The sequence below is a fragment of the Weissella sagaensis genome (genome assembly GCF_010306265.1).
Taxonomy (GTDB): domain Bacteria; phylum Bacillota; class Bacilli; order Lactobacillales; family Lactobacillaceae; genus Weissella; species Weissella sagaensis.
Window position 1 is genome coordinate 1 of sequence record NZ_BLKA01000013.1, and the last position, 18,585, is coordinate 18,585.

Below are 18,585 nucleotides of genomic sequence, written 5' to 3' on the forward strand. Positions count from 1 at the left end.
ACTCAATTTTGTTGTTTTAATTGTTTAACAGAAGTTAAACGAATTTATTAGCGAATTGACTTCGCAAATGTTTTTTGTTTCAAGCTTAATGCTTGAAGACCCTACACATTTGTTCTATCGAAACGATATTCAGTTTTCAATGATCAACGTCGTTGTCTCGCTGACAACTTAATCTATATTACAGAACTCATACGAATTTGTCAACATCTTTTTCAAAATAAATATTAAACAATTAATTTTAAACTATATAAGATTTATGCCAACTCGATGAATTATACACACATCATCAATCAAAGTCAATAAATTTATAAAACAATAAACGTACGACAAAAACAAAAAAACCGTGCTTTATTAATATAGCGCTACAATTGTCCTACGTCAATGCTTTTTTACTTAGTTTTTTCTCTAAAAAAAGTCATCAACATTAGCTTAAACGCTAACATTGATGACTGACAAAATTTATTAATCAATATGCTTTGATAAAATAGCTTCCAGTTGGTGTGCTGGCGTAAACCCAGTTAGACGTTCAACTACTTCACCATCTTTTTTAACAAGCAATGTTGGAATTGCCATAATACCAAATTCTTGAGCTGTTGCGGGATTTTCATCAACATCCATCTTGGTAAATTTAACACTTGACATTTTTTCAGCTACTGTTTCAACAACAGGCGATTGCATACGACAAGGACCACACCAAGTTGCCCAAAAATCAGTTAACGTTACGCCTGTATCAGTTTCTGATACAAAATTATTATCATTGATATCTACTACAGCCATTTATAACATCCCCACTTTCCTAATTTATTGTTAGTATAAACCCTTACTAGATATTTGTCGACATATGCACATTTACTTTAATTGTACATATGTTGCACCCTGATCTGGGCCAGTAAATTTAAACGATTGTACCTGACTATTAGAACGTAGATACTCTTGTACACCTTTCCTAATGGCGCCAGTTCCCTTACCATGAATAATTTCCACAGAAGACAGGTTGTTTAGTAATGCTTTATCGATAAACCGGTCTACCTCTGCCATGGCTGGTTCGTAACGCACACCTCTCAGATCAAGTGTTGCTGATGCCTCTGCACGACTTATTGCTTTATTTGTATTAATATGACTTTTTTTACTACGCTTATTTGTTTGTTTCGTTTCTTTCACTGGTGCACTTTGTTGTTTTTCAACCTCATCATCAGCCAAAATCATTTTCAAAATACCCAACTGTACTTCAAACTTCCCATCCTTTAGAACACGCACAATTGTTCCTTGTTGACCATACTCTCGTACTAGGACTGTATCCCCAACAGATAGCGGTTCTTGTTTTGCACGCTTAGCTTTACGTAAAATACGATTATTAGCTGTTGACGGCTCTTCATGCATCGCATTTAAAGCACCTTTTGCATCCATAATTTTATTTTCTTTAATTGTCGCACCATTGCGCATCATCTTGTGTAGATCAGCAACAATTTTATCAGTTTTCTTACGCGCAACAGCTACTATATGATTAGCTTCTTTTTTAGCATCTTCAATAGATTTTGCACGCTGATCATCAATCACAGCTAACTTTGTCTCATATTCATTTTTTAATTGACAATTTTCAATAACCTTTTGGGTCAATTCTACCTGCTGTGTTAATACCGCATTACGACGTGACACCAAGTCAGCAATCATATCATTTAATTCTTGCGAATCATCACTTGTTAGGGATGTTGCACTATCAATAATAGATGTTGGTAGTCCTAATCTTTTAGCTATTTCCAAAGCATTTGATTGCCCAGGGACACCAATCATAAATTTATACGTTGGCCGTAATGTATCAATATCAAATTCCATTGAGGCATTAATTGTGTCAGAGCGGTTATATCCATAAACCTTCAATTCTGGATAGTGCGTAGTAGCAACAGAATAAGCGCCTGTTTCACCAACTGCATCTAAAATAGCCATTGCTAGTGCTGCTCCTTCTTGCGGATCAGTTCCTGCTCCCAATTCATCAAACAAAACCAATGAATCTTTGTCCATTCCTGACAAAATGTCGATAATATTTACCATATGTGAAGAGAAAGTAGATAATGATTGTTCAATTGACTGTTCATCACCAATATCAGCAAATATTTCTTTAAACAAACCAACCGTTGAATATTCGGCTACCGGAATGAAAAGTCCTGACTGTGCCATTAACTGCAATAATCCTAACGTCTTTAGAGTAATCGTTTTCCCACCGGTGTTAGGTCCGGTTACAATAATGGCAGAATAGTCTTCACCAATAACAATATCATTAGGCACAACCTTTTGCGCATCTAGCAATGGGTGACGTGCTTTTAAGAGACGCACATGATTTTCACTACTAAACTCAGGCTCAATTGCTCTAATCTCAACAGCATATCGTGATTTAGCATTCACAAAATCTAAATGCCCCAATATTACTGCATTATTTTGAATATTGTCAGCTTCAGGCTCCAGCATCGTTGATAGTTCAATTAAGACACGTTCTTCTTCTTGACGCTCATTTAGATAATGTTCACGTAGTCTATTATTCATATCAACCACATCAGCCGGCTCTATATATAACGTTTGGCCTGTCTGTGACTGATCATGTACAACACCGCCAAATTTTTGACGATACGTCGCTTTAACTGGTACAACATACCGATCATTACGAATTGTCACAATCGGCTCTGATAAATATTGTGCTGATTTTCCTCGAGTATAGTCTTGCATTTTTTGGCGAATTGCATTTTCAGTTCCCGTGATTGCTTGCCGAACACGATGCAATTCTGGTGAAGCTTCATCCGTTAATCTACCATCGCCATCAATCGCAACATTAACACGTCTTGTCAATTCTGGTAATAAGACCAATTGATTATAATATCCTGCTAAGGCTGGTAATTCTTCACCACGGTCAGCCACTAAATTTTCAAAAAAAGCCCGAATTTGGCCTGTTGTAAATAATATACGACCAACTTGCGCTAATTCAGTCCCACTCAACGCAGCATTAATCCGTAAACGTTGCATATGTGGCTTTACGTCCGCTAACTTGGGAATACTAATGCCACCTTGCCAACGTAGCACCTTCGCTGCATCTGCTGTCTCTGCGAGCCACTGTTGCATGGTTGTTGCATCAGTAGTCGGCATTAATGCAGCCAATTCATATTCACCGGCTACAGTCGATAAAAAAGGCTTAATTTGAGCCTTCACTCGTCCATATTCTAGTGTTTTTAAAATTTTCTCATTCATTATTTTCAAACTACCTACTTTCATTTTTCCTTGACTTATTTACATTAACCACCAATCATAAACAGCCTCTGAAAGGTAAGGTGTATTATTTAATATCGCTTGTGCAAGTGTTGAATTTGCCATGTTCTCGGTATACCAGGTAATGTTTAATGTTTGTGTGATTTGTAAAACAAAAAATATTTCAATATAAACAACTAACCCAAACACCACCAGACCACCTATATGATTAATTGTACTTAATATAGGGACTTTGTTAATAAAGCGCAAACTACGTTCAATAGCCTTAACAATTGACATACCAATAATAACAATAAATGCAAATGCAATACTGGATGCCAAAAATTCTCCTGGTTGATGAACTGCATTTGTCGGTACTTGCGTTGCTGTCCATTGCGCAGACAAGCCATTAACAAAAATATTGTATAACCACGCACCTAATCGATGAGCTAACAAAATTGCAAAAACATATACGATTGCTCGACCAACTAGCATTGTTAAACTACGGACTAATCCTAACCGATAACCGTGAATCATGGATAAAATCAATAAGCCAATAATAATCCAAGAAACAACTGTCATTATTTATTTTTATCCTTTTCAACTTGCATATTTAATTGATCTGAAATTGCATTAATCGCCAACAATGTTAGCAATTGATTTTCATCTAACTTTGGTGCTGCTAGTTGCATTTGCTCTAATTGTGAATTAACCAAATCAAAAACCGCTTTCATATGAGCTTGTGATTCACTTGCTGTTACGGTTAGTTCTTTTCCTAAAATAGTTCCTTTAAAACGTGTTTTCTCAGCCATATTGCTAGCCTCCATTATTTTATCGTTAGTATCTAGTATATCAAAAAAATAATGAGTATTCAGCTTATCCAGTACTGTCTTATTAAATCACAAACAAAAACAGGCAACTAGTTTCCTAGCGCCTGCTTTTATATTATTCAAAATCAGCTGGATCAAAATCACTACCATCTAGCATCCGTGCTTCCAACCAATCCCAAACATTGTCTTTCCCATGTTTAGTTTCAGCAGAAAAAATCTCAAAATCAGACAATTCAGCATTAAATTGTAATTCACGTTTAATGTCAGCTTCAACTTTATTCCACTTACCACGCGAAATTTTATCAGCCTTTGTCGCAACCACCAATACTGGTAATCCGATATCATCAGAAGTTAACCAATTGTACATTTCGATATCTTCTTTTGAAGGTAAATGACGTGCATCGACTAATTGTACAATTCCCTTTAATGGCTGGCGCTTACGTAAATATTCACCAATCATAATAGCAAAAGACTCACGTGCTTTTTTAGAAACTTTCGCATATCCATAACCCGGAACGTCAACAAAGAACACTTTGTTCTCCACTTTATAAAAATTCAAAGTTTGTGTTTTACCAGGTTGTGAAGATGTTCTAGCAAAAGATTTACGATTAATTAACACATTTGTTAATGATGATTTTCCGACATTCGAACGGCCTACAAAAGCAACTTCTGGTAACCCATCCGTTGGATACTGTGCTTCCCGAACGGCTGACATCACCATTTCAACTTGATGAACTTCCATCGTTTCCCTCGCCTATTCCGTTACTAATTCTGGTGCATCGTGATGAAGTACAACGCCTTCTGTAATAACTACGCCTGTAATATCATCTCGCGAAGGTACTTCAAACATAATGTCACGCATAACTTCTTCAATGATTGAACGAAGACCACGCGCCCCTGTTTCACGTTCAATCGCTAAATGAGCCATCGCTTTTAAAGCTTCTTCACTAAATTGTAAATCAACTGATTCCAAAGCCAATAATGCTTGATATTGCTTTACCAAAGCATTCTTAGGTTCAGTCAAAATACGGACCAAATCATCTTCTGTTAACTCTTCTAATGCAGTCAAAATCGGTAAACGACCAATAAATTCTGGAATCAAACCAAAGTTCATCAAGTCTTCAGGTAATACTTGTTGCATGATTGATTTATCAGAATTTTGTAATTTTTGTGTTTTTGCGTCCGTACCAAAACCAATTACCTTAGCACCTAAACGCTCTTTAACCATTTGTTCAATGCCAGCAAAGGCACCACCAACAATAAACAGAATATTTGTGGTATCAATTTGAATAAATTCTTGGTTAGGATGCTTACGACCACCTTGAGGCGGAACATTTGCAAGTGTTCCTTCAAGCATCTTCAACAAAGCTTGTTGCACCCCTTCTCCAGATACATCACGTGTAATTGATACATTTTCAGCTTTCTTTGCAATTTTATCAATTTCATCAATGTAAATGATACCAGTTTCAGCACGTTCAACATCGTAATCTGCTGCTTGTAGCAACTTCAAAAGAATGTTTTCAACATCTTCTCCAACATATCCCGCTTCAGTCAACGTGGTTGCATCAGCAATTGCAAATGGTACGTTCAGTAACTTTGCCATTGATTGTGCAATATACGTTTTCCCTGAACCTGTTGGTCCAATCACAGCAATGTTAGATTTTTGAAGATCAACCCCTTCAATACCTGTTTCACCCGTTAATTTCGCATTTACTCGTTTATAATGGTTATACACAGCTACTGCCAATGTATGTTTAGCATCAGTTTGACCAATCACATATTCGTTCAAATTATCAACAATTTCACGAGGTGTTTTCAGCGTCAACGTACGAGCCATTGCATCTTGTTGCATATCTTCATTGATAATATCTTGCGCAAGCGCAACACATTCATTACAGATATACACACCAGGTCCTGCAATTAATTTTTTTACTTCAGTGGAAGGCTTACCACAAAATGAACAGTACGCAATACCATTCGAGCCGTCAGTTGTATTAAACACTGTCCAACCTCCTATATTTTTCATTTAGTTAGATACAATAAACATTGTATCAAAAATTTATCACAGGCAAAAGACAAAATGAGACTAAGACAACTTTCTGTCTTAGTCTCATTTTTTAAAGTACTCTAGATAACCTGAGCACTCTCAATATTAATTGTGTAAAAAATGTCATACAAAAGACGAATTATATTTTACATTTTTTAATAACACACGTTTGTTTAAATATTTTTAGGCTTCAACTGCTGAATCAACAATCAAATCAACAACTGACTTGATAGCAATATCATGTGACAACATGTCATCTGACAAAGCATTACGAACAGCATCTTCGGCCATGTTGTATGATTCAGCCAATGACTTAACTTCAGCAGCAATTTCTTCATCAGAAGCCTTGATGTCTTCTGCCTTAACGATTGCTTCCAATACCAAGTTAGTCTTTACACGACGCTCAGCACCTTCTTCATATTGCTTGTGAAGATCATCTTCAGTTGTTCCAGTAATTTGGAAGTATAGTTCAGGTGAAATACCTTGTTGTTGCATTGAAGCAAACATTTGGTTCATTTGACGGTGAACATCTTCATCAATCATTGATGCAGGAATTTCATCACCAACAACTTTAGCATTATCAACAACTGCAGCTACAGCAGCATCTTCTTTAGCTTCTTTAGCTGAAGCAGCTTTTTGATCAGCCAAACGAGTCTTAACTTTTTCAGTTAATTCAGCCAATGTTTCAACTTCTTCATCAACGTCTTTTGCAAATTCATCGTCAAGTGCAGGAACTTCCTTAGACTTAACTTCGTGAACAGCTACTTCAAACAAAGCTTCTTTACCAGCTAAATCAGTTGCTTGGTAATCTTCAGGGAAAGTAACTTTAACATCAACTTTATCTTCTGCCTTTGCACCAACTAATTGTTCTTCAAAACCAGGGATAAATGAATTTGAACCTAATTCTAATGAGTAGTTGTCAGCTTGTCCACCATCAAAATGAACACCGTCAACAGAACCATCAAAATCAATGACAACAGTATCACCATTCTTGGCAGCTTCGTCAACTAATACAAGTTCAGATTGACCTTGTTGCATACGAGCAAGTTCTTCATCAACATCAGCATCAGAAACTGATGTGTCAGTTGCTGGAACTTCAACACCCTTGTATTGACCAAGTTCGATTTCTGGAGCCAATTCAACTTCAGCAGTCAAAACCCAAGTTTCACCCTTGTTCATTGATTCTGCATCAATCTTTGGTTGACCAACCGTCACTACGCCTGCCTCTGCAACAGCATCACCATAAACATCTGGCAAAATTTTGTTCAAAGCATCTTGGTACAATGATTCTTCACCGTACATTTGGAAGAATACCTGCTTAGGCATCTTACCCTTACGGAATCCGGGAACACTGATTTGGTTTTTAACTTCATTAAAAGCTGCATCAATTCCTTTTTCGTATACGTCAACAGGAACTTCAAATTTAATTGTTCCCTTGTTGCCTTCACCCTTAGTGAAAACTGCATTTGCCATGTTTATTCCTCCAATAGTCGTTAGTTATTCACTACTAACAACAAAAATATTATCTTTACATACCTAAACAGTATATCGGAAACATATTATTTTGACAATAAAATATTCCGTTTACCATAAAGAACTTCATATTAAATTATATAGGATTTAAGTGTAAAATTCAAAAAAAAGAGTTATTACATCAAAGATGAAATAACTCTTTTTTTGCAATTAAGCACTAACTAAATTACAAGCTGTAAATTAGTCTTTGATTTCAGAAACTGTTCCGGCACCGACAGTACGGCCACCTTCACGAACAGTAAACTTCAATCCCTTTTCAATGGCAACTGGTGCGATCAATTCGATATCGAATGTCACGTTGTCACCAGGCATAACCATTTCAACACCTTCAGGCAATTGAACTACACCAGTAACATCAGTTGTGTGGAAGTAGAATTGTGGACGGTAGTTAGTAAAGAATGGTGTGTGACGTCCACCTTCTTCTTTGGTCAAAACATAAACTTCGGCCAAGAACTTAGTGTGAGTTTGGATTGAACCAGGCTTAGCCAAAACTTGACCACGCTCGATTTCCTTACGGTCAACACCACGCAACAATGCACCAATGTTATCACCGGCTTCACCTTGTTGCATAGTCTTACGGAACATTTCGATACCAGTAACAACTGTCTTACGAACTTCTTCCTTCAAACCAACAATTTCAACTTCGTCGTTCAACTTAACAGTTCCACGGTCAACACGACCAGATGCAACAGTTCCACGACCAGTAATAGTAAATACGTCTTCGACAGGCATCAAGAATGGCTTGTCAGTGTCACGAACTGGTGTAGGAATGTATGAGTCAACAGTATCCATCAACTCTTCAATAACCTTAACTTGTTCTGCGTCACCTTCCAAGGCCTTCAATGCTGAACCACGAAGTACTGGAATATCATCCCCAGGGAAATCATATTCTGACAATAGTTCACGAACTTCCATCTCAACAAGATCAGTCAATTCGTCATCGTCAACAAGGTCAGTCTTGTTCAAGAATACAACAAGGTAGTCAACACCAACTTGGCGAGCCAACAAGATGTGCTCACGAGTTTGTGGCATAGGACCATCAGTTGCAGCAACAACCAAGATAGCACCGTCCATTTGGGCAGCACCAGTAATCATGTTCTTAACGTAGTCCGCGTGACCTGGGGCATCGATGTGAGCGTAGTGACGTGCTTCCGTCTCGTACTCGATGTGAGCAGTGTTAATCGTGATTCCACGTTCACGCTCTTCAGGAGCAGCATCGATTGAAGCAAAGTCTTCTTGCTTAGCCAATCCCTTATCTGATAGTACCTTTGAGATAGCGGCAGTCAACGTAGTCTTACCGTGGTCAACGTGTCCAATAGTTCCAATATTAACGTGCGGCTTAGTGCGCTCGTAATTTTCCTTAGCCAAAAGCTTGTCCTCCTATTATTCGCATGTTGATTAAAATCAACCTTATCGCTTAATATAAGTATACTACACATACTACATAACTTAAACAATAAGATACGAAAATCTTTTTACTTCTCTTTAATGAGACTGAAATTATTATATATAATTTCCTTATTTTTGTAAATAATTTTTTCCTTATTTTCGGTACTTATTAGTAATTTCTTTTAATTTAAAATATTTATCAAGTTTTTTTGTAATTTTTGGCGCCAAAAAGCCTGATTTTCTGATTCTAATGGTAAAGGTAATGAAAATGTTTCTGCTATCAATCCTTTAACCCAGCTAGTTGCATCTTCAATCACTAACGCTAAATCCGGATAAGCTAACATCAATAATAGTTGTATTTGTTCGCTTAATCCATGGATCATGTCGGGTCCAAGTTCTTTTTCATAGCCTTTCAATACTGAAATCACTTCTTGATATATTTTGTCAGAAAAAATATCTTGCAGTTCTGCTGGCACAACAGTTACTACTTCTGCTGTTAAATTTATAAATTGTACTGATTCTGTTATGTTAAGTCGTCGTAATTGATCTAAAACCGAAACCCGCGACATTTGAGTTAAAAACGGATCTTGTAAAATAAATTTAGCTCCGACTACATATTCATCGCGTGGTAATTTATTGGCAGCCAATAATCTTTTTTGTTGATCAGCTAGATTGCCATCACTTAAATGATAAAAATGACGCGCAACTGTCTTAATTGTTTGTGCTTGTGCTGAGCGATAATCATTTTCCGCCTTTTCAATCATTGCCAAAAAATAATTTTGCCATTCTTTAGGCAATCCTACTAAGATTTCCCATGCATTTAAAAAATAATGATTATGCAAAATTAGCTCTAAATACATTTGAGCATCTTGTTGATTTTTCAAGTAACTATCTAAGCACTCATCAGCATACATCTGTGCTTCTTGATATTGATTTTGCGCAATTAAAACCGTTACTAATAAATGATTTACCACAATCGTTTGTTCTATTTGATACGCCAGTATAAGGCTATCTAATGCTTGGTCAAGCATATTATTATTAATTGCTTCTTTAGCTCTAGTAACTAGAGCATCATAGGACAAATCCTGATTAGATTCTGCAGTCATTCTTAACATCCTTCCTTTTATTTTTAAATAAAGAAATTCTCATTTATTTAACCATGTTAAACAAACAAGAATCTCTCGTTTACATCAAAATGATGTTTTATTTACTTTTTATTGCTAGCTTCATTTTGCTTCACTTGATTATTTTGACCATTATTTTTGTTCTTTTTTGGACGGCGATTTTTATTCGGCTTTTGTTTTACAACGTTAGTAGCTACCTTATTAACTTGGCCTGGCTTCTTGTTAGCCTTTTTTTTATTATTAACCGTTTTTTTAGTAGTCTTATCTTTTGTTCCGTTATTAGCCTTATTCTGATTACTTTGTTGAGCTGAGGTACGACGGCGGCGGCGACCATTTTGGTTTGCTTCCATAATAACAGGCAAAATAACAGGCTTACGTCGTGTTTTTTCAAACAAAAATTTACCTAAAGCGTCACGAACTGCGTTTTTTAAGTTACCCCAGTCAAAATCTTTAGCATTCTTAACGCCATCTGTAACTGTCTGTTCAACTAATTCAGCTGCTTCATGCATTAAATCGCGTGATGTTTTAACATAGACAAAACCACGTGAATCGATTTTTGCGGGTGCAATTACTTTCTTTTTCTTACGATCAATCGTTATAACCGCAATAAACACCCCATCTTCTGACAAAATGCGACGATCATTAAGAACAATTGATCCAATATCGCCCACACCTGATCCATCAATCATTGTTGATGTCACCTGAATAGAGCCACCCAAATAAAACTTTTCTCCATCCCAACGTAGTTTATCACCCTTAGCAAGTAAGAAAACATGGTCCTCATCATAACCAACTTGTTCAGCAGCTCTATAGGCTTCATTCAAAACACGATATTCACCTTGGACAGGAATAATATTTTGTGGTTTTAACAAATTCATCAATAATTGAAAATCTTCTTTAGAAGCATGACCTGAAGATTTTTTATCCGTTGAAATTTGCTTAACAGTAGCTCCTGCACGGAATAACATATCACGTGTTCTAGCTACATACCCTTCCATTGCCGTTGAAGGCGTTGTCGTAATAAACACTAAATCATTTGGTTGAATTTTAATGTTACGATCATCACCATGCGCAATGCGTTGTAGGTGACGAATTGGTTCACCCATTTTACCAGTTTCTAAAATAACGGTCTCGTCCGCTGCTAACTTACCAAGATTTTTTAATGAAACAAACATCTCATTTTCAGGGATTGGCAAAACCAACTTTTTTAAACGTAATGCCGTTCTAACAACACGTTCTAAATCATTGCCAGAAATAACAACCTTACGCCCCACTTCATAAGCTGCATCAATTACTTGTTGAATTCGTTGTATGTTTGATGCAACTGCAGCAACGATAATACGTCCTTGTTTATGTAAGTAAAAGTTTTCTAAGATGTAATCACCTAAGTCAGATTCATGATCAGGCATACCAAAATTAGCTGTACCAGCAGCATCAGCCAACAGTGCTAACACACCTTTTTGACCAATTTCAGCTAGGCGTAATAAATCTGTTCGATAATATGGTAATGCTGTCGTATCAAACTTAAAGTCACCCGTATAAACAACTTGTCCGGCTGCTGTTTCGATAACAATTCCTAATGACTCTGGAATTGTGTGTGTTGTTTCAAAAAACGAGACTGTCGCATCATCAAAACTAACTTCTGAATTTCCTTTTACCACATGATAATCATCGTAATCTTTTAAACGTGGTTCATTATGAATCGCTAATTTTGCTAACTCAATCGTTAATTCAGAACCAAATATTGGTACACGTAAGTCTGAAAGCAAATAAGGCAAAGCCCCAATTGCATCTGCGTGCCCATGTGTTAAAAAGACTCCGGCCACGTTATCAGCATGCTCAATTAAATAAGCATAGTCAGGGATGACAACATCTACTCCCAATAAGTCACTTTCAGGATACTTTAATCCTGCATCTAAAATAAATATCTCATCATTAACCGTAACGGCGTACATGTTCATTCCATTCTCACGAACACCACCAAACGGCATAATATCTAATGTAATTGCCATAATTTTCCTATTCTCGTTGTATTTCACGGGTTTAATTACTATACCCAACGTTTAAATGTTTAATACAATACTACCACATAAGCGCATAGTAGAAAATAGGGAAGTCATCTCATAATCGTCAATAATCTGTACATTCATTTGAATACTTTAATACTATACAAAAAAGCTAGTAGTGTAACACTACTAGCTTTTTTCATTGTTTAATTTGTAATTTGAATTACTTGTTCAACAATGAAGCCAAACGTGACTTGTCACGTGAAGCTTTATTCTTAGCAATCAAGCCCTTTGATGCAGCACGATCGATAGCTGATGAAGCTGCGGCAAATAACTCTTGCAAGTTATCTTCGCCAGCTTCGGCAGCATTGCGGAACTTCTTAACTTCAGTACGGTATGAACTAAGTTGTGAGATGTTACGCTCGCGTTGCACCTTGTTTAAGCGGGCACGTTGGATTGATGACTCAATAATTGGCATCGCTTTTCCCTCCGATGATAAATATGTCAAATAAAAACGTGATTAATATAACTAATATTAACGACGCAAACCAAGCTTTTGGATCAACTCACGGTAGCGTTGTACATCATTGTTACGTAGGTAACGTAGCAAGTTACGACGGTGACCAATTTTCTTCATCAAACCACGTTGTGAGTGAAAGTCATGCTTGTGCTCTGACATGTGACCGTTCAATTCGTTGATGTCAGCAGTCAAAACTGCAACTTGAACTTCAACTGAACCTGTATCACCTTCGTGACGAGCGAACTCATTGATGATTTCATTTTTGCGTTCTGCAGAAATAGCCATTGTTGGATATCCACCTTTCATAAATATAATAGTCGCCTTAAACCATGTATGACGACGGTGAACCGTCAAACATCGTAAAAGGTCACGTGCTTAAAGCACTTCTAAAATACTAGCAAATTTTTATAGGTAATGCAAGTTTTTTTACTTAACCATTTCATGTTGGTATTTTAAAACAAATAATTCAAATAATAATTCAGGGTTACGACTTGTCGACTTTAACTGTTCTTCCATCGCAACTAGCCCTAAATATGCCTGCGCTAAGCGCACATAATTAAACTGACGAACAATTTGTCTAGCTAATTTCACACGGTATGGGTGAACCTTTAAGCTTGATGCTGTACCTTTTTCACTTTTATCACTTGTTTTGACTTGCAATAACAGTCTGAATTGTCCAATTAATGCCCCATGCAAACGTAGCGGTTCTTCACCATTAAGCAATAATTCGTGATATAAATTCACTGCCTGTGTTAATTTCCCTTTAAGCAAACAATCAATTAGATCAAATATATTTTCTGTTAATGTGTGTGTCACTAACGCGTTCACATCAGCCGTCTCAATTTTTTTGGTTGCCACTGTATACAACATTAATTTATCAATTTCAGCCATCATTTGTGTTAAAGATGAGTTTGTTAGCCGCATTAATGTTTGTTGTGCTTCATGAGAAATTTGGTACCCAGCATTTTTTAATTTCTGCGTTATAAACTTCGTTATTTCTTGTTCCCCCATATTAACGAAAGATAAATAACGAGCTCGTTCTTTGATTAGTTTCGTAAGTTTTTTTCGATTATCCAATTTTTCATATGGTGCAAAAATAATAAGTATGGTTTGTGGTTCAGGTTGCTGTATATAGTCAATTAAATCTTGTGTATGGTGTTCTAAATTATTTTTTGTCCGCTCGCCTGTTAAAAAATATGGTTTATCGATCATAACAACACGCCGATCGCCAAAAAAAGGTACTGATTTAGCATCATCAATCGCGACACTCAATGGTGTTTCAGTTAGATCAAACTGTGCTAAATTAAGCGTACGGTCTTCTGGTTGAATAACTTGCAAAAATTGTTGCCTAACCAAATCTAATAAGTATTGGTCTTGCCCTTGTACAAAATAAATGGGCTGTAGTTGCCCTGTTTGTACATCATTACTAATATCTGCTAATGTGACGTTCACAACAACATCCCCTTTCATTTTTATTCTTAATTATAAGATAACATGTCTACCCTATTATGCCCATTATTAATTCAACTATAAAAATGACTTAATCCTGTACTTACGTAATAGCCCCCACTCAATTTTTATCATCCCTTTTTCAGCAGTATTATAAACTTTGACGTGATATTTTTTGGCAGTCCTTAATGTCTCTATATTTGGATGATGATAACGATTATTAATGCCTGCCGATACAATACCCACAGTTGGCCGTAATTGATTTACAAATTTATCATCCGTACTTGTTTTTGACCCATGATGACCAAATTTTAAAATATCAATTTTTGGTAATTTAAACTGCTTAATTATTTTTTGTTCACCACTTTTTGACAAATCACCTGTCATCATTAGACTAAAGTGTCCATAGTCAACATACAAACTGATTGAGTCATCATTTTCTCCTTTTCCTTCAGTCATGGGATGACAAATCAACATATTATTCGATAGTTTTTCACCTACTACAACTGGCTTAATAGTCAAACTTTTTTTTAAACGTGGATGAAGCATCTTTTTGAAAGCTGTTTGCTTTTCCATTCCTGCAGGTACATAAATATTGTTAACTCGAATAATCTCCAAAAATGTTGCTAAATTACCGATATGATCAAAATCTTTATGTGTTAATACCAATCGGTGCACGCGATTAATGGCATGTCCTTTTAGAAAATGCGCCAACTCTTCAGCTTGATAATTTGTAACCGCATCATGGACTGTTGACTGCTTATCTTGCGCCATTTGAAATTGACCACCAACATCAACAATTGTAACATCGTTATTTTTAGGTCGTAAAATTGTTGCATCTCCTTGACCTACATCAAAAAAAGTTACAAAACCACCTGGCAATCCTTGTGGAATCCACCACACTATTAAATATGAAAGACATATGACAATTGTTAACAAGCGCTTATTATAAATCACCCACCCTAGAGTTAATAGCGTTATAATGACACACATTATCAATGGAGGCCTGCCAAATAATAATTCTCCCGGAATTTTTTCACCACATTTAATGCAATATTGCATACCATTAATTAACATTTCACAGATATCACGAATAAAAATACACTGCATAAAACTAGCAACAATCCCAATTAAAATAGTAGGTATAACTAACCAGGTAAATAGCGGGACAATACAAAGATTGGCTACTAAACTAATCGGATGCCAACTAAAAGTATGCCAAAGTAACGTTGGTAAAATAAAAAAGGATAACCATATACTTTGATACCAACCGGGACGATTAGACAACCATAGTAATCCAAATGTTAGTAAATAAGATAGCTGTCCGCCTAAATTATGCAAAACTCCTGGTTCAATTAGTAAACCGCCAATCAGAGACAATCCCCATGCATCTTTGACATCAATTATTAACCAACGTAAATCTCGCCAAGCTTGAAAAATTCCTAATAAAATTGGTCGAACCAATGATTGAACGCCGCCAGCAAACAACCACAAAGTAACCAACAACATTTGAACGATAATTAATGAATGTTCACGTTGAACACCACAGCGTCGTGCAACACATCGCCATATTTGATAAATACCTGCTACTTGAAACCCAGAAATACTAAATAAATGCATTAACCCTAATAATTGAATACCACCATTTTCTGAATAAAAATCAGGTCTTGTATAGCCTAACAATAAAGTTTCACCATAATCCCGTAATCCAGACGGTAAATGTTCAAACCAATTCGTTAACCTATAATGGTAACTATGAATAGTCCACTTAATTAATGTTATAAAATCATTTGGTTTGGCATGGCCTAATATTTTTAATTTTTTAAATTTAATACGATGAACAATGCCACGACTTTGCCAATAGGATCGTGGATCAAATGAAAATTCATTTCGTGCTACCTTTATTCGTTCAAACACACCTATTCCCTGAATCAATAACGGTTTTGCCATATTATTTTTAAAAGAAACCCTATCGTCTTGATTATCAAAAAAAATACGAACTTTTTCACCACTTAATAATTGTGCTGTTCCCACTACTTTACTATTTTTAAATTGTACATCATCCGGATGAATAATTACTTGGGTTGTCAAGTTACCAATAGGTAGTTGAATGAAATGATTAATTTTAACCTGCCAACCTAAGAAATAAGCGACCCCACTTACAATGATCAACGTGCTTAAAAATGGTTTTGAGAATTTAAAATACAATAGCGACAAAAACCACAATAAAAATGGTATCAACCACCAAACCTGAAATAATAAAATTAAATTAATAGTTGCTAAACACAAACTACTAACCAATAAATATCCTGACATCATACAGTTACTAACGGCTCCAATTTTGCAAATGTCTTTTCACCAATGCCACTGACTTCTTGTAAATCAGTAACATGCTTAAATCCCCCCACTTTTTCACGCTCATTAATAATATCTTGGGCACGTTTTTCACCAATACCTGGTAAATTTTGTAAATCCGTTATATCTGCCGTATTTAAATTAAGCTTCCCTTCATTACCATCGATGTTGGCAACAGTACTAACTTGCTCCTTAGGCTGTACATTATTACCTGGTAATGGATATTCAACTGGCTGTTGTTCATCACCAATTGGGATATACAACACCTGACCATTAGTCAAAACAGCCGCTAAATTAATCCGCATACTATTAACTGTCGGCAACATACCACCTGCTTTGCTTAAGGCATCTGCCACAATAGGGGCGTGTGTAAAATAATAAACACCCGGCCGATGCACACCACCTTTTATATCAATAACAACTCGTTGTGTCGTTTTTTTGATAGTTGTGTGCTCATTTGCAGTACGATGTTGCATATCATCTTTTTGATTAGCTGTTATCGTTGCAATATTATTAGATTCTGTTGTGGTACTTTGTGCCATTTGCCACCAAATTAATAACCCAATACCACACAAAACTAAGCACAGACTAAACCATATCTGATTACGATAACGATAATAAATTGCTTTAATTTGTATCATAAGCCACCTCTTTTATAAAAAAAGACGTCCTTATTTTAAAATTGTCCAAAAAAAAACGTTTCAAAAACAATTACGCATTTTTGAAACGTCACACATTATTGCAATTTAGGATTATTGAAAATCGTATTCATCACTTCTTCAACCATGTCGTATTCTTCATCCGTCTCAAGCGGTTGTAACATACCTTCATCTGCATCTTTATCATAGATGAATGGAATAACATCCATATCTTCACCATCATTTACAGATACTGGTTCTAATATAATGTACGCACGATTAAAGTCTTTTGAATCAAAAGAAAATAATTCCTTAAATTCACGCTCAGAACCATCATGATCTGTTAAAATAAAAATTTCTTCTTCAGCCATCTCATTACTCCTATTATAAAAAATAAGGACATCTACCCAAAGCGATTCGGCTAGATGTCCTTAACAAGAAAATTAATCTTCTTGTTCTTCTAAATACTGATTAAGGTGTTCTTCAACCATCGCCCACTCAGCATCATCTTCGATTGGTGTTAAACCACCTTCAGTGGCTTCTTTTGTTTCTTCGGGATCAAATACATAAGCAAGCATCTCTACTTCTTCATCTTCACCTGATCCAGCTGGATATAGAATAATATATGACTTACCAAATTCTTCAGATTTGAAAGTAAATAGTACCTCAAATAATTGTTCATCCCCATTATCATCAACTAATGTAATAATGTCTTGTTCTTCATCCATGTGTTTACCTCCTACTTGACTAGTGAACCATTACGATCCAAATAATTTTGCAAAATCAACCCAGCTGCAAGCTTATCAATAACCTTTTTACGTTTCTTACGTGACGTATCTGCCTCTTCAATCAACATCCGTTCAGCTTCTACTGTTGTGAGACGCTCATCTTGAAAATCAATAGGCAATCCAAAAGTTTCCTTTAAAAGTTCACCATAAGCGCGTGAAGCATCAACACGTGGTCCTGATGTATTATTCATATTTTTGGGTAATCCTAATACAAAGCCAGTTGGATTATACTTAGTTACTAACTCCTTCATCCGGTCAATACCAAATTCTTTTTCATCTTCATTTATTTGGATAATTTCGACACCTTGAGCAGTCCAGCCAAACTGGTCAGACACAGCAACACCCACTGTTCGAGAACCGACATCCAAACCAATAATACGTCCCATATCGACCTCTTTCTATACCATTTTTTTATTTTGATAGATAGTCAGTTACAAGTGCCTCGATAATCTCATCTCGTTCAAATTTACGAATTAAATTACGTGCATCATTTACACGTGGAATGTACGCAGGGTCATTTGAAATTAAATAACCAACAATTTGATTAATTGGATTGTAACCTTTTGATTCTAACGCTGCATAAACCACTTCTAACATCTTTCGAACGTCATGTGGCTCATCCTTACCAAAGTTAAACACAGCTGTATTATCTAATGAACGCATCGTAAACAACCT

At 36.0% G+C, this 18,585-nt stretch carries 19 protein-coding genes; all 19 read right to left on the minus strand.

Annotated elements, in window-relative coordinates:
• Positions 1-462 precede the first annotated feature (462 nt).
• The 19 genes from trxA to G7Y65_RS09015 all read right to left on the minus strand — a co-directional run bounded on the left by trxA (position 463) and on the right by G7Y65_RS09015 (position 18,573).
• Positions 463-777, minus strand: coding sequence for a thioredoxin (gene trxA, locus G7Y65_RS08925; protein WP_042494458.1), 315 nt, complete (start codon positions 775-777; stop codon positions 463-465).
• 72 nt (positions 778-849) lie between these two features.
• On the minus strand, positions 850-3,234 hold the full coding sequence (locus G7Y65_RS08930; RefSeq protein ID WP_165314825.1) for an endonuclease MutS2: 2,385 nt from the start codon (positions 3,232-3,234) through the stop codon (positions 850-852).
• Between the two features lie 39 nt (positions 3,235-3,273).
• Positions 3,274-3,813, minus strand: a complete 540-nt coding sequence (locus tag G7Y65_RS08935) for a CvpA family protein (RefSeq protein ID WP_042494461.1) — start codon at positions 3,811-3,813, stop codon at positions 3,274-3,276.
• The gene (gene zapA, locus G7Y65_RS08940) at positions 3,813-4,043 is read right to left on the minus strand and encodes a cell division protein ZapA (protein ID WP_042494464.1); all 231 of its coding nucleotides are present in this window, start codon (positions 4,041-4,043) and stop codon (positions 3,813-3,815) included. Before zapA ends, G7Y65_RS08935 begins: the two co-directional genes overlap by 1 nt.
• Positions 4,044-4,176: 133 nt before the next feature.
• Positions 4,177-4,803, minus strand: coding sequence for a ribosome biogenesis GTP-binding protein YihA/YsxC (yihA, locus tag G7Y65_RS08945; RefSeq protein ID WP_042494466.1), 627 nt, complete (start codon positions 4,801-4,803; stop codon positions 4,177-4,179).
• Between the two features lie 12 nt (positions 4,804-4,815).
• On the minus strand, positions 4,816-6,063 hold the full coding sequence (gene clpX, locus G7Y65_RS08950) for an ATP-dependent Clp protease ATP-binding subunit ClpX (protein ID WP_042494468.1): 1,248 nt from the start codon (positions 6,061-6,063) through the stop codon (positions 4,816-4,818).
• Positions 6,064-6,291: 228 nt separating this feature from the next.
• Entirely contained in the window at positions 6,292-7,581 is a 1,290-nt protein-coding gene (tig, locus tag G7Y65_RS08955; protein WP_137600976.1) for a trigger factor, read from the minus strand.
• 240 nt (positions 7,582-7,821) lie between these two features.
• Positions 7,822-9,009: an elongation factor Tu gene (gene tuf / locus G7Y65_RS08960; protein ID WP_042494471.1), complete on the minus strand. Its 1,188-nt coding sequence runs from the start codon at positions 9,007-9,009 to the stop codon at positions 7,822-7,824.
• A gap of 203 nt (positions 9,010-9,212) precedes the next feature.
• A complete protein-coding gene (locus tag G7Y65_RS08965) occupies positions 9,213-10,136 on the minus strand; it encodes a hypothetical protein (RefSeq protein ID WP_137600977.1) in 924 nt (307 codons plus the stop codon).
• A 101-nt stretch (positions 10,137-10,237) separates the two neighbouring features.
• Positions 10,238-12,166, minus strand: coding sequence for a ribonuclease J (locus tag G7Y65_RS08970; protein WP_165314826.1), 1,929 nt, complete (start codon positions 12,164-12,166; stop codon positions 10,238-10,240).
• A gap of 217 nt (positions 12,167-12,383) precedes the next feature.
• On the minus strand, positions 12,384-12,638 hold the full coding sequence (gene rpsT / locus G7Y65_RS08975) for a 30S ribosomal protein S20 (RefSeq protein ID WP_042494477.1): 255 nt from the start codon (positions 12,636-12,638) through the stop codon (positions 12,384-12,386).
• A 57-nt stretch (positions 12,639-12,695) separates the two neighbouring features.
• The gene (rpsO, locus tag G7Y65_RS08980; RefSeq protein ID WP_040761154.1) at positions 12,696-12,965 is read right to left on the minus strand and encodes a 30S ribosomal protein S15; all 270 of its coding nucleotides are present in this window, start codon (positions 12,963-12,965) and stop codon (positions 12,696-12,698) included.
• A gap of 141 nt (positions 12,966-13,106) precedes the next feature.
• On the minus strand, positions 13,107-14,132 hold the full coding sequence (gene holA / locus G7Y65_RS08985; protein WP_228179885.1) for a DNA polymerase III subunit delta: 1,026 nt from the start codon (positions 14,130-14,132) through the stop codon (positions 13,107-13,109).
• A gap of 75 nt (positions 14,133-14,207) precedes the next feature.
• A complete protein-coding gene (locus tag G7Y65_RS08990) occupies positions 14,208-16,448 on the minus strand; it encodes a ComEC/Rec2 family competence protein (RefSeq protein WP_052348463.1) in 2,241 nt (746 codons plus the stop codon).
• Positions 16,445-17,125, minus strand: a complete 681-nt coding sequence (locus tag G7Y65_RS08995) for a ComEA family DNA-binding protein (RefSeq protein WP_042494481.1) — start codon at positions 17,123-17,125, stop codon at positions 16,445-16,447. Before G7Y65_RS08995 ends, G7Y65_RS08990 begins: the two co-directional genes overlap by 4 nt.
• Before the next feature lie 95 nt (positions 17,126-17,220).
• The gene (locus tag G7Y65_RS09000) at positions 17,221-17,493 is read right to left on the minus strand and encodes a DUF1292 domain-containing protein (protein ID WP_042494483.1); all 273 of its coding nucleotides are present in this window, start codon (positions 17,491-17,493) and stop codon (positions 17,221-17,223) included.
• Between the two features lie 72 nt (positions 17,494-17,565).
• Positions 17,566-17,850: a DUF1292 domain-containing protein gene (locus G7Y65_RS09005; RefSeq protein WP_042494485.1), complete on the minus strand. Its 285-nt coding sequence runs from the start codon at positions 17,848-17,850 to the stop codon at positions 17,566-17,568.
• A gap of 11 nt (positions 17,851-17,861) precedes the next feature.
• Positions 17,862-18,296 (minus strand): Holliday junction resolvase RuvX, encoded by a 435-nt coding sequence (gene ruvX / locus G7Y65_RS09010; protein WP_165314827.1) that lies wholly within the window; start codon positions 18,294-18,296, stop codon positions 17,862-17,864.
• 25 nt (positions 18,297-18,321) lie between these two features.
• A complete protein-coding gene (locus G7Y65_RS09015) occupies positions 18,322-18,573 on the minus strand; it encodes an IreB family regulatory phosphoprotein (RefSeq protein ID WP_042494489.1) in 252 nt (83 codons plus the stop codon).
• Between the last annotated feature and the right edge of the window lie 12 nt (positions 18,574-18,585).

Bases quoted from the DNA above. Each gene is read 5' to 3' on its own strand.
- G7Y65_RS08970 (WP_165314826.1), bottom strand. From the start codon at position 12,166: ATGGCAATTACATTAGATATTATGCCGTTTGGTGGTGTTCGTGAGAAT.
- G7Y65_RS08990 (WP_052348463.1), bottom strand. From the start codon at position 16,448: ATGATGTCAGGATATTTATTGGTTAGTAGTTTGTGTTTAGCAACTATT.
- G7Y65_RS08935 (WP_042494461.1), bottom strand. From the start codon at position 3,813: ATGACAGTTGTTTCTTGGATTATTATTGGCTTATTGATTTTATCCATG.
- rpsO (WP_040761154.1), bottom strand. From the start codon at position 12,965: ATGGCTATTTCTGCAGAACGCAAAAATGAAATCATCAATGAGTTCGCT.
- G7Y65_RS09015 (WP_042494489.1), bottom strand. From the start codon at position 18,573: ATGCGTTCATTAGATAATACAGCTGTGTTTAACTTTGGTAAGGATGAG.
- G7Y65_RS08930 (WP_165314825.1), bottom strand. From the start codon at position 3,234: ATGAATGAGAAAATTTTAAAAACACTAGAATATGGACGAGTGAAGGCT.
- G7Y65_RS08995 (WP_042494481.1), bottom strand. From the start codon at position 17,125: ATGATACAAATTAAAGCAATTTATTATCGTTATCGTAATCAGATATGG.
- rpsT (WP_042494477.1), bottom strand. From the start codon at position 12,638: ATGCCAATTATTGAGTCATCAATCCAACGTGCCCGCTTAAACAAGGTG.
- G7Y65_RS09005 (WP_042494485.1), bottom strand. From the start codon at position 17,850: ATGGATGAAGAACAAGACATTATTACATTAGTTGATGATAATGGGGAT.
- zapA (WP_042494464.1), bottom strand. From the start codon at position 4,043: ATGGCTGAGAAAACACGTTTTAAAGGAACTATTTTAGGAAAAGAACTA.
- yihA (WP_042494466.1), bottom strand. From the start codon at position 4,803: ATGGAAGTTCATCAAGTTGAAATGGTGATGTCAGCCGTTCGGGAAGCA.
- trxA (WP_042494458.1), bottom strand. From the start codon at position 777: ATGGCTGTAGTAGATATCAATGATAATAATTTTGTATCAGAAACTGAT.
- G7Y65_RS08965 (WP_137600977.1), bottom strand. From the start codon at position 10,136: ATGACTGCAGAATCTAATCAGGATTTGTCCTATGATGCTCTAGTTACT.
- G7Y65_RS09000 (WP_042494483.1), bottom strand. From the start codon at position 17,493: ATGGCTGAAGAAGAAATTTTTATTTTAACAGATCATGATGGTTCTGAG.
- tig (WP_137600976.1), bottom strand. From the start codon at position 7,581: ATGGCAAATGCAGTTTTCACTAAGGGTGAAGGCAACAAGGGAACAATT.
- ruvX (WP_165314827.1), bottom strand. From the start codon at position 18,296: ATGGGACGTATTATTGGTTTGGATGTCGGTTCTCGAACAGTGGGTGTT.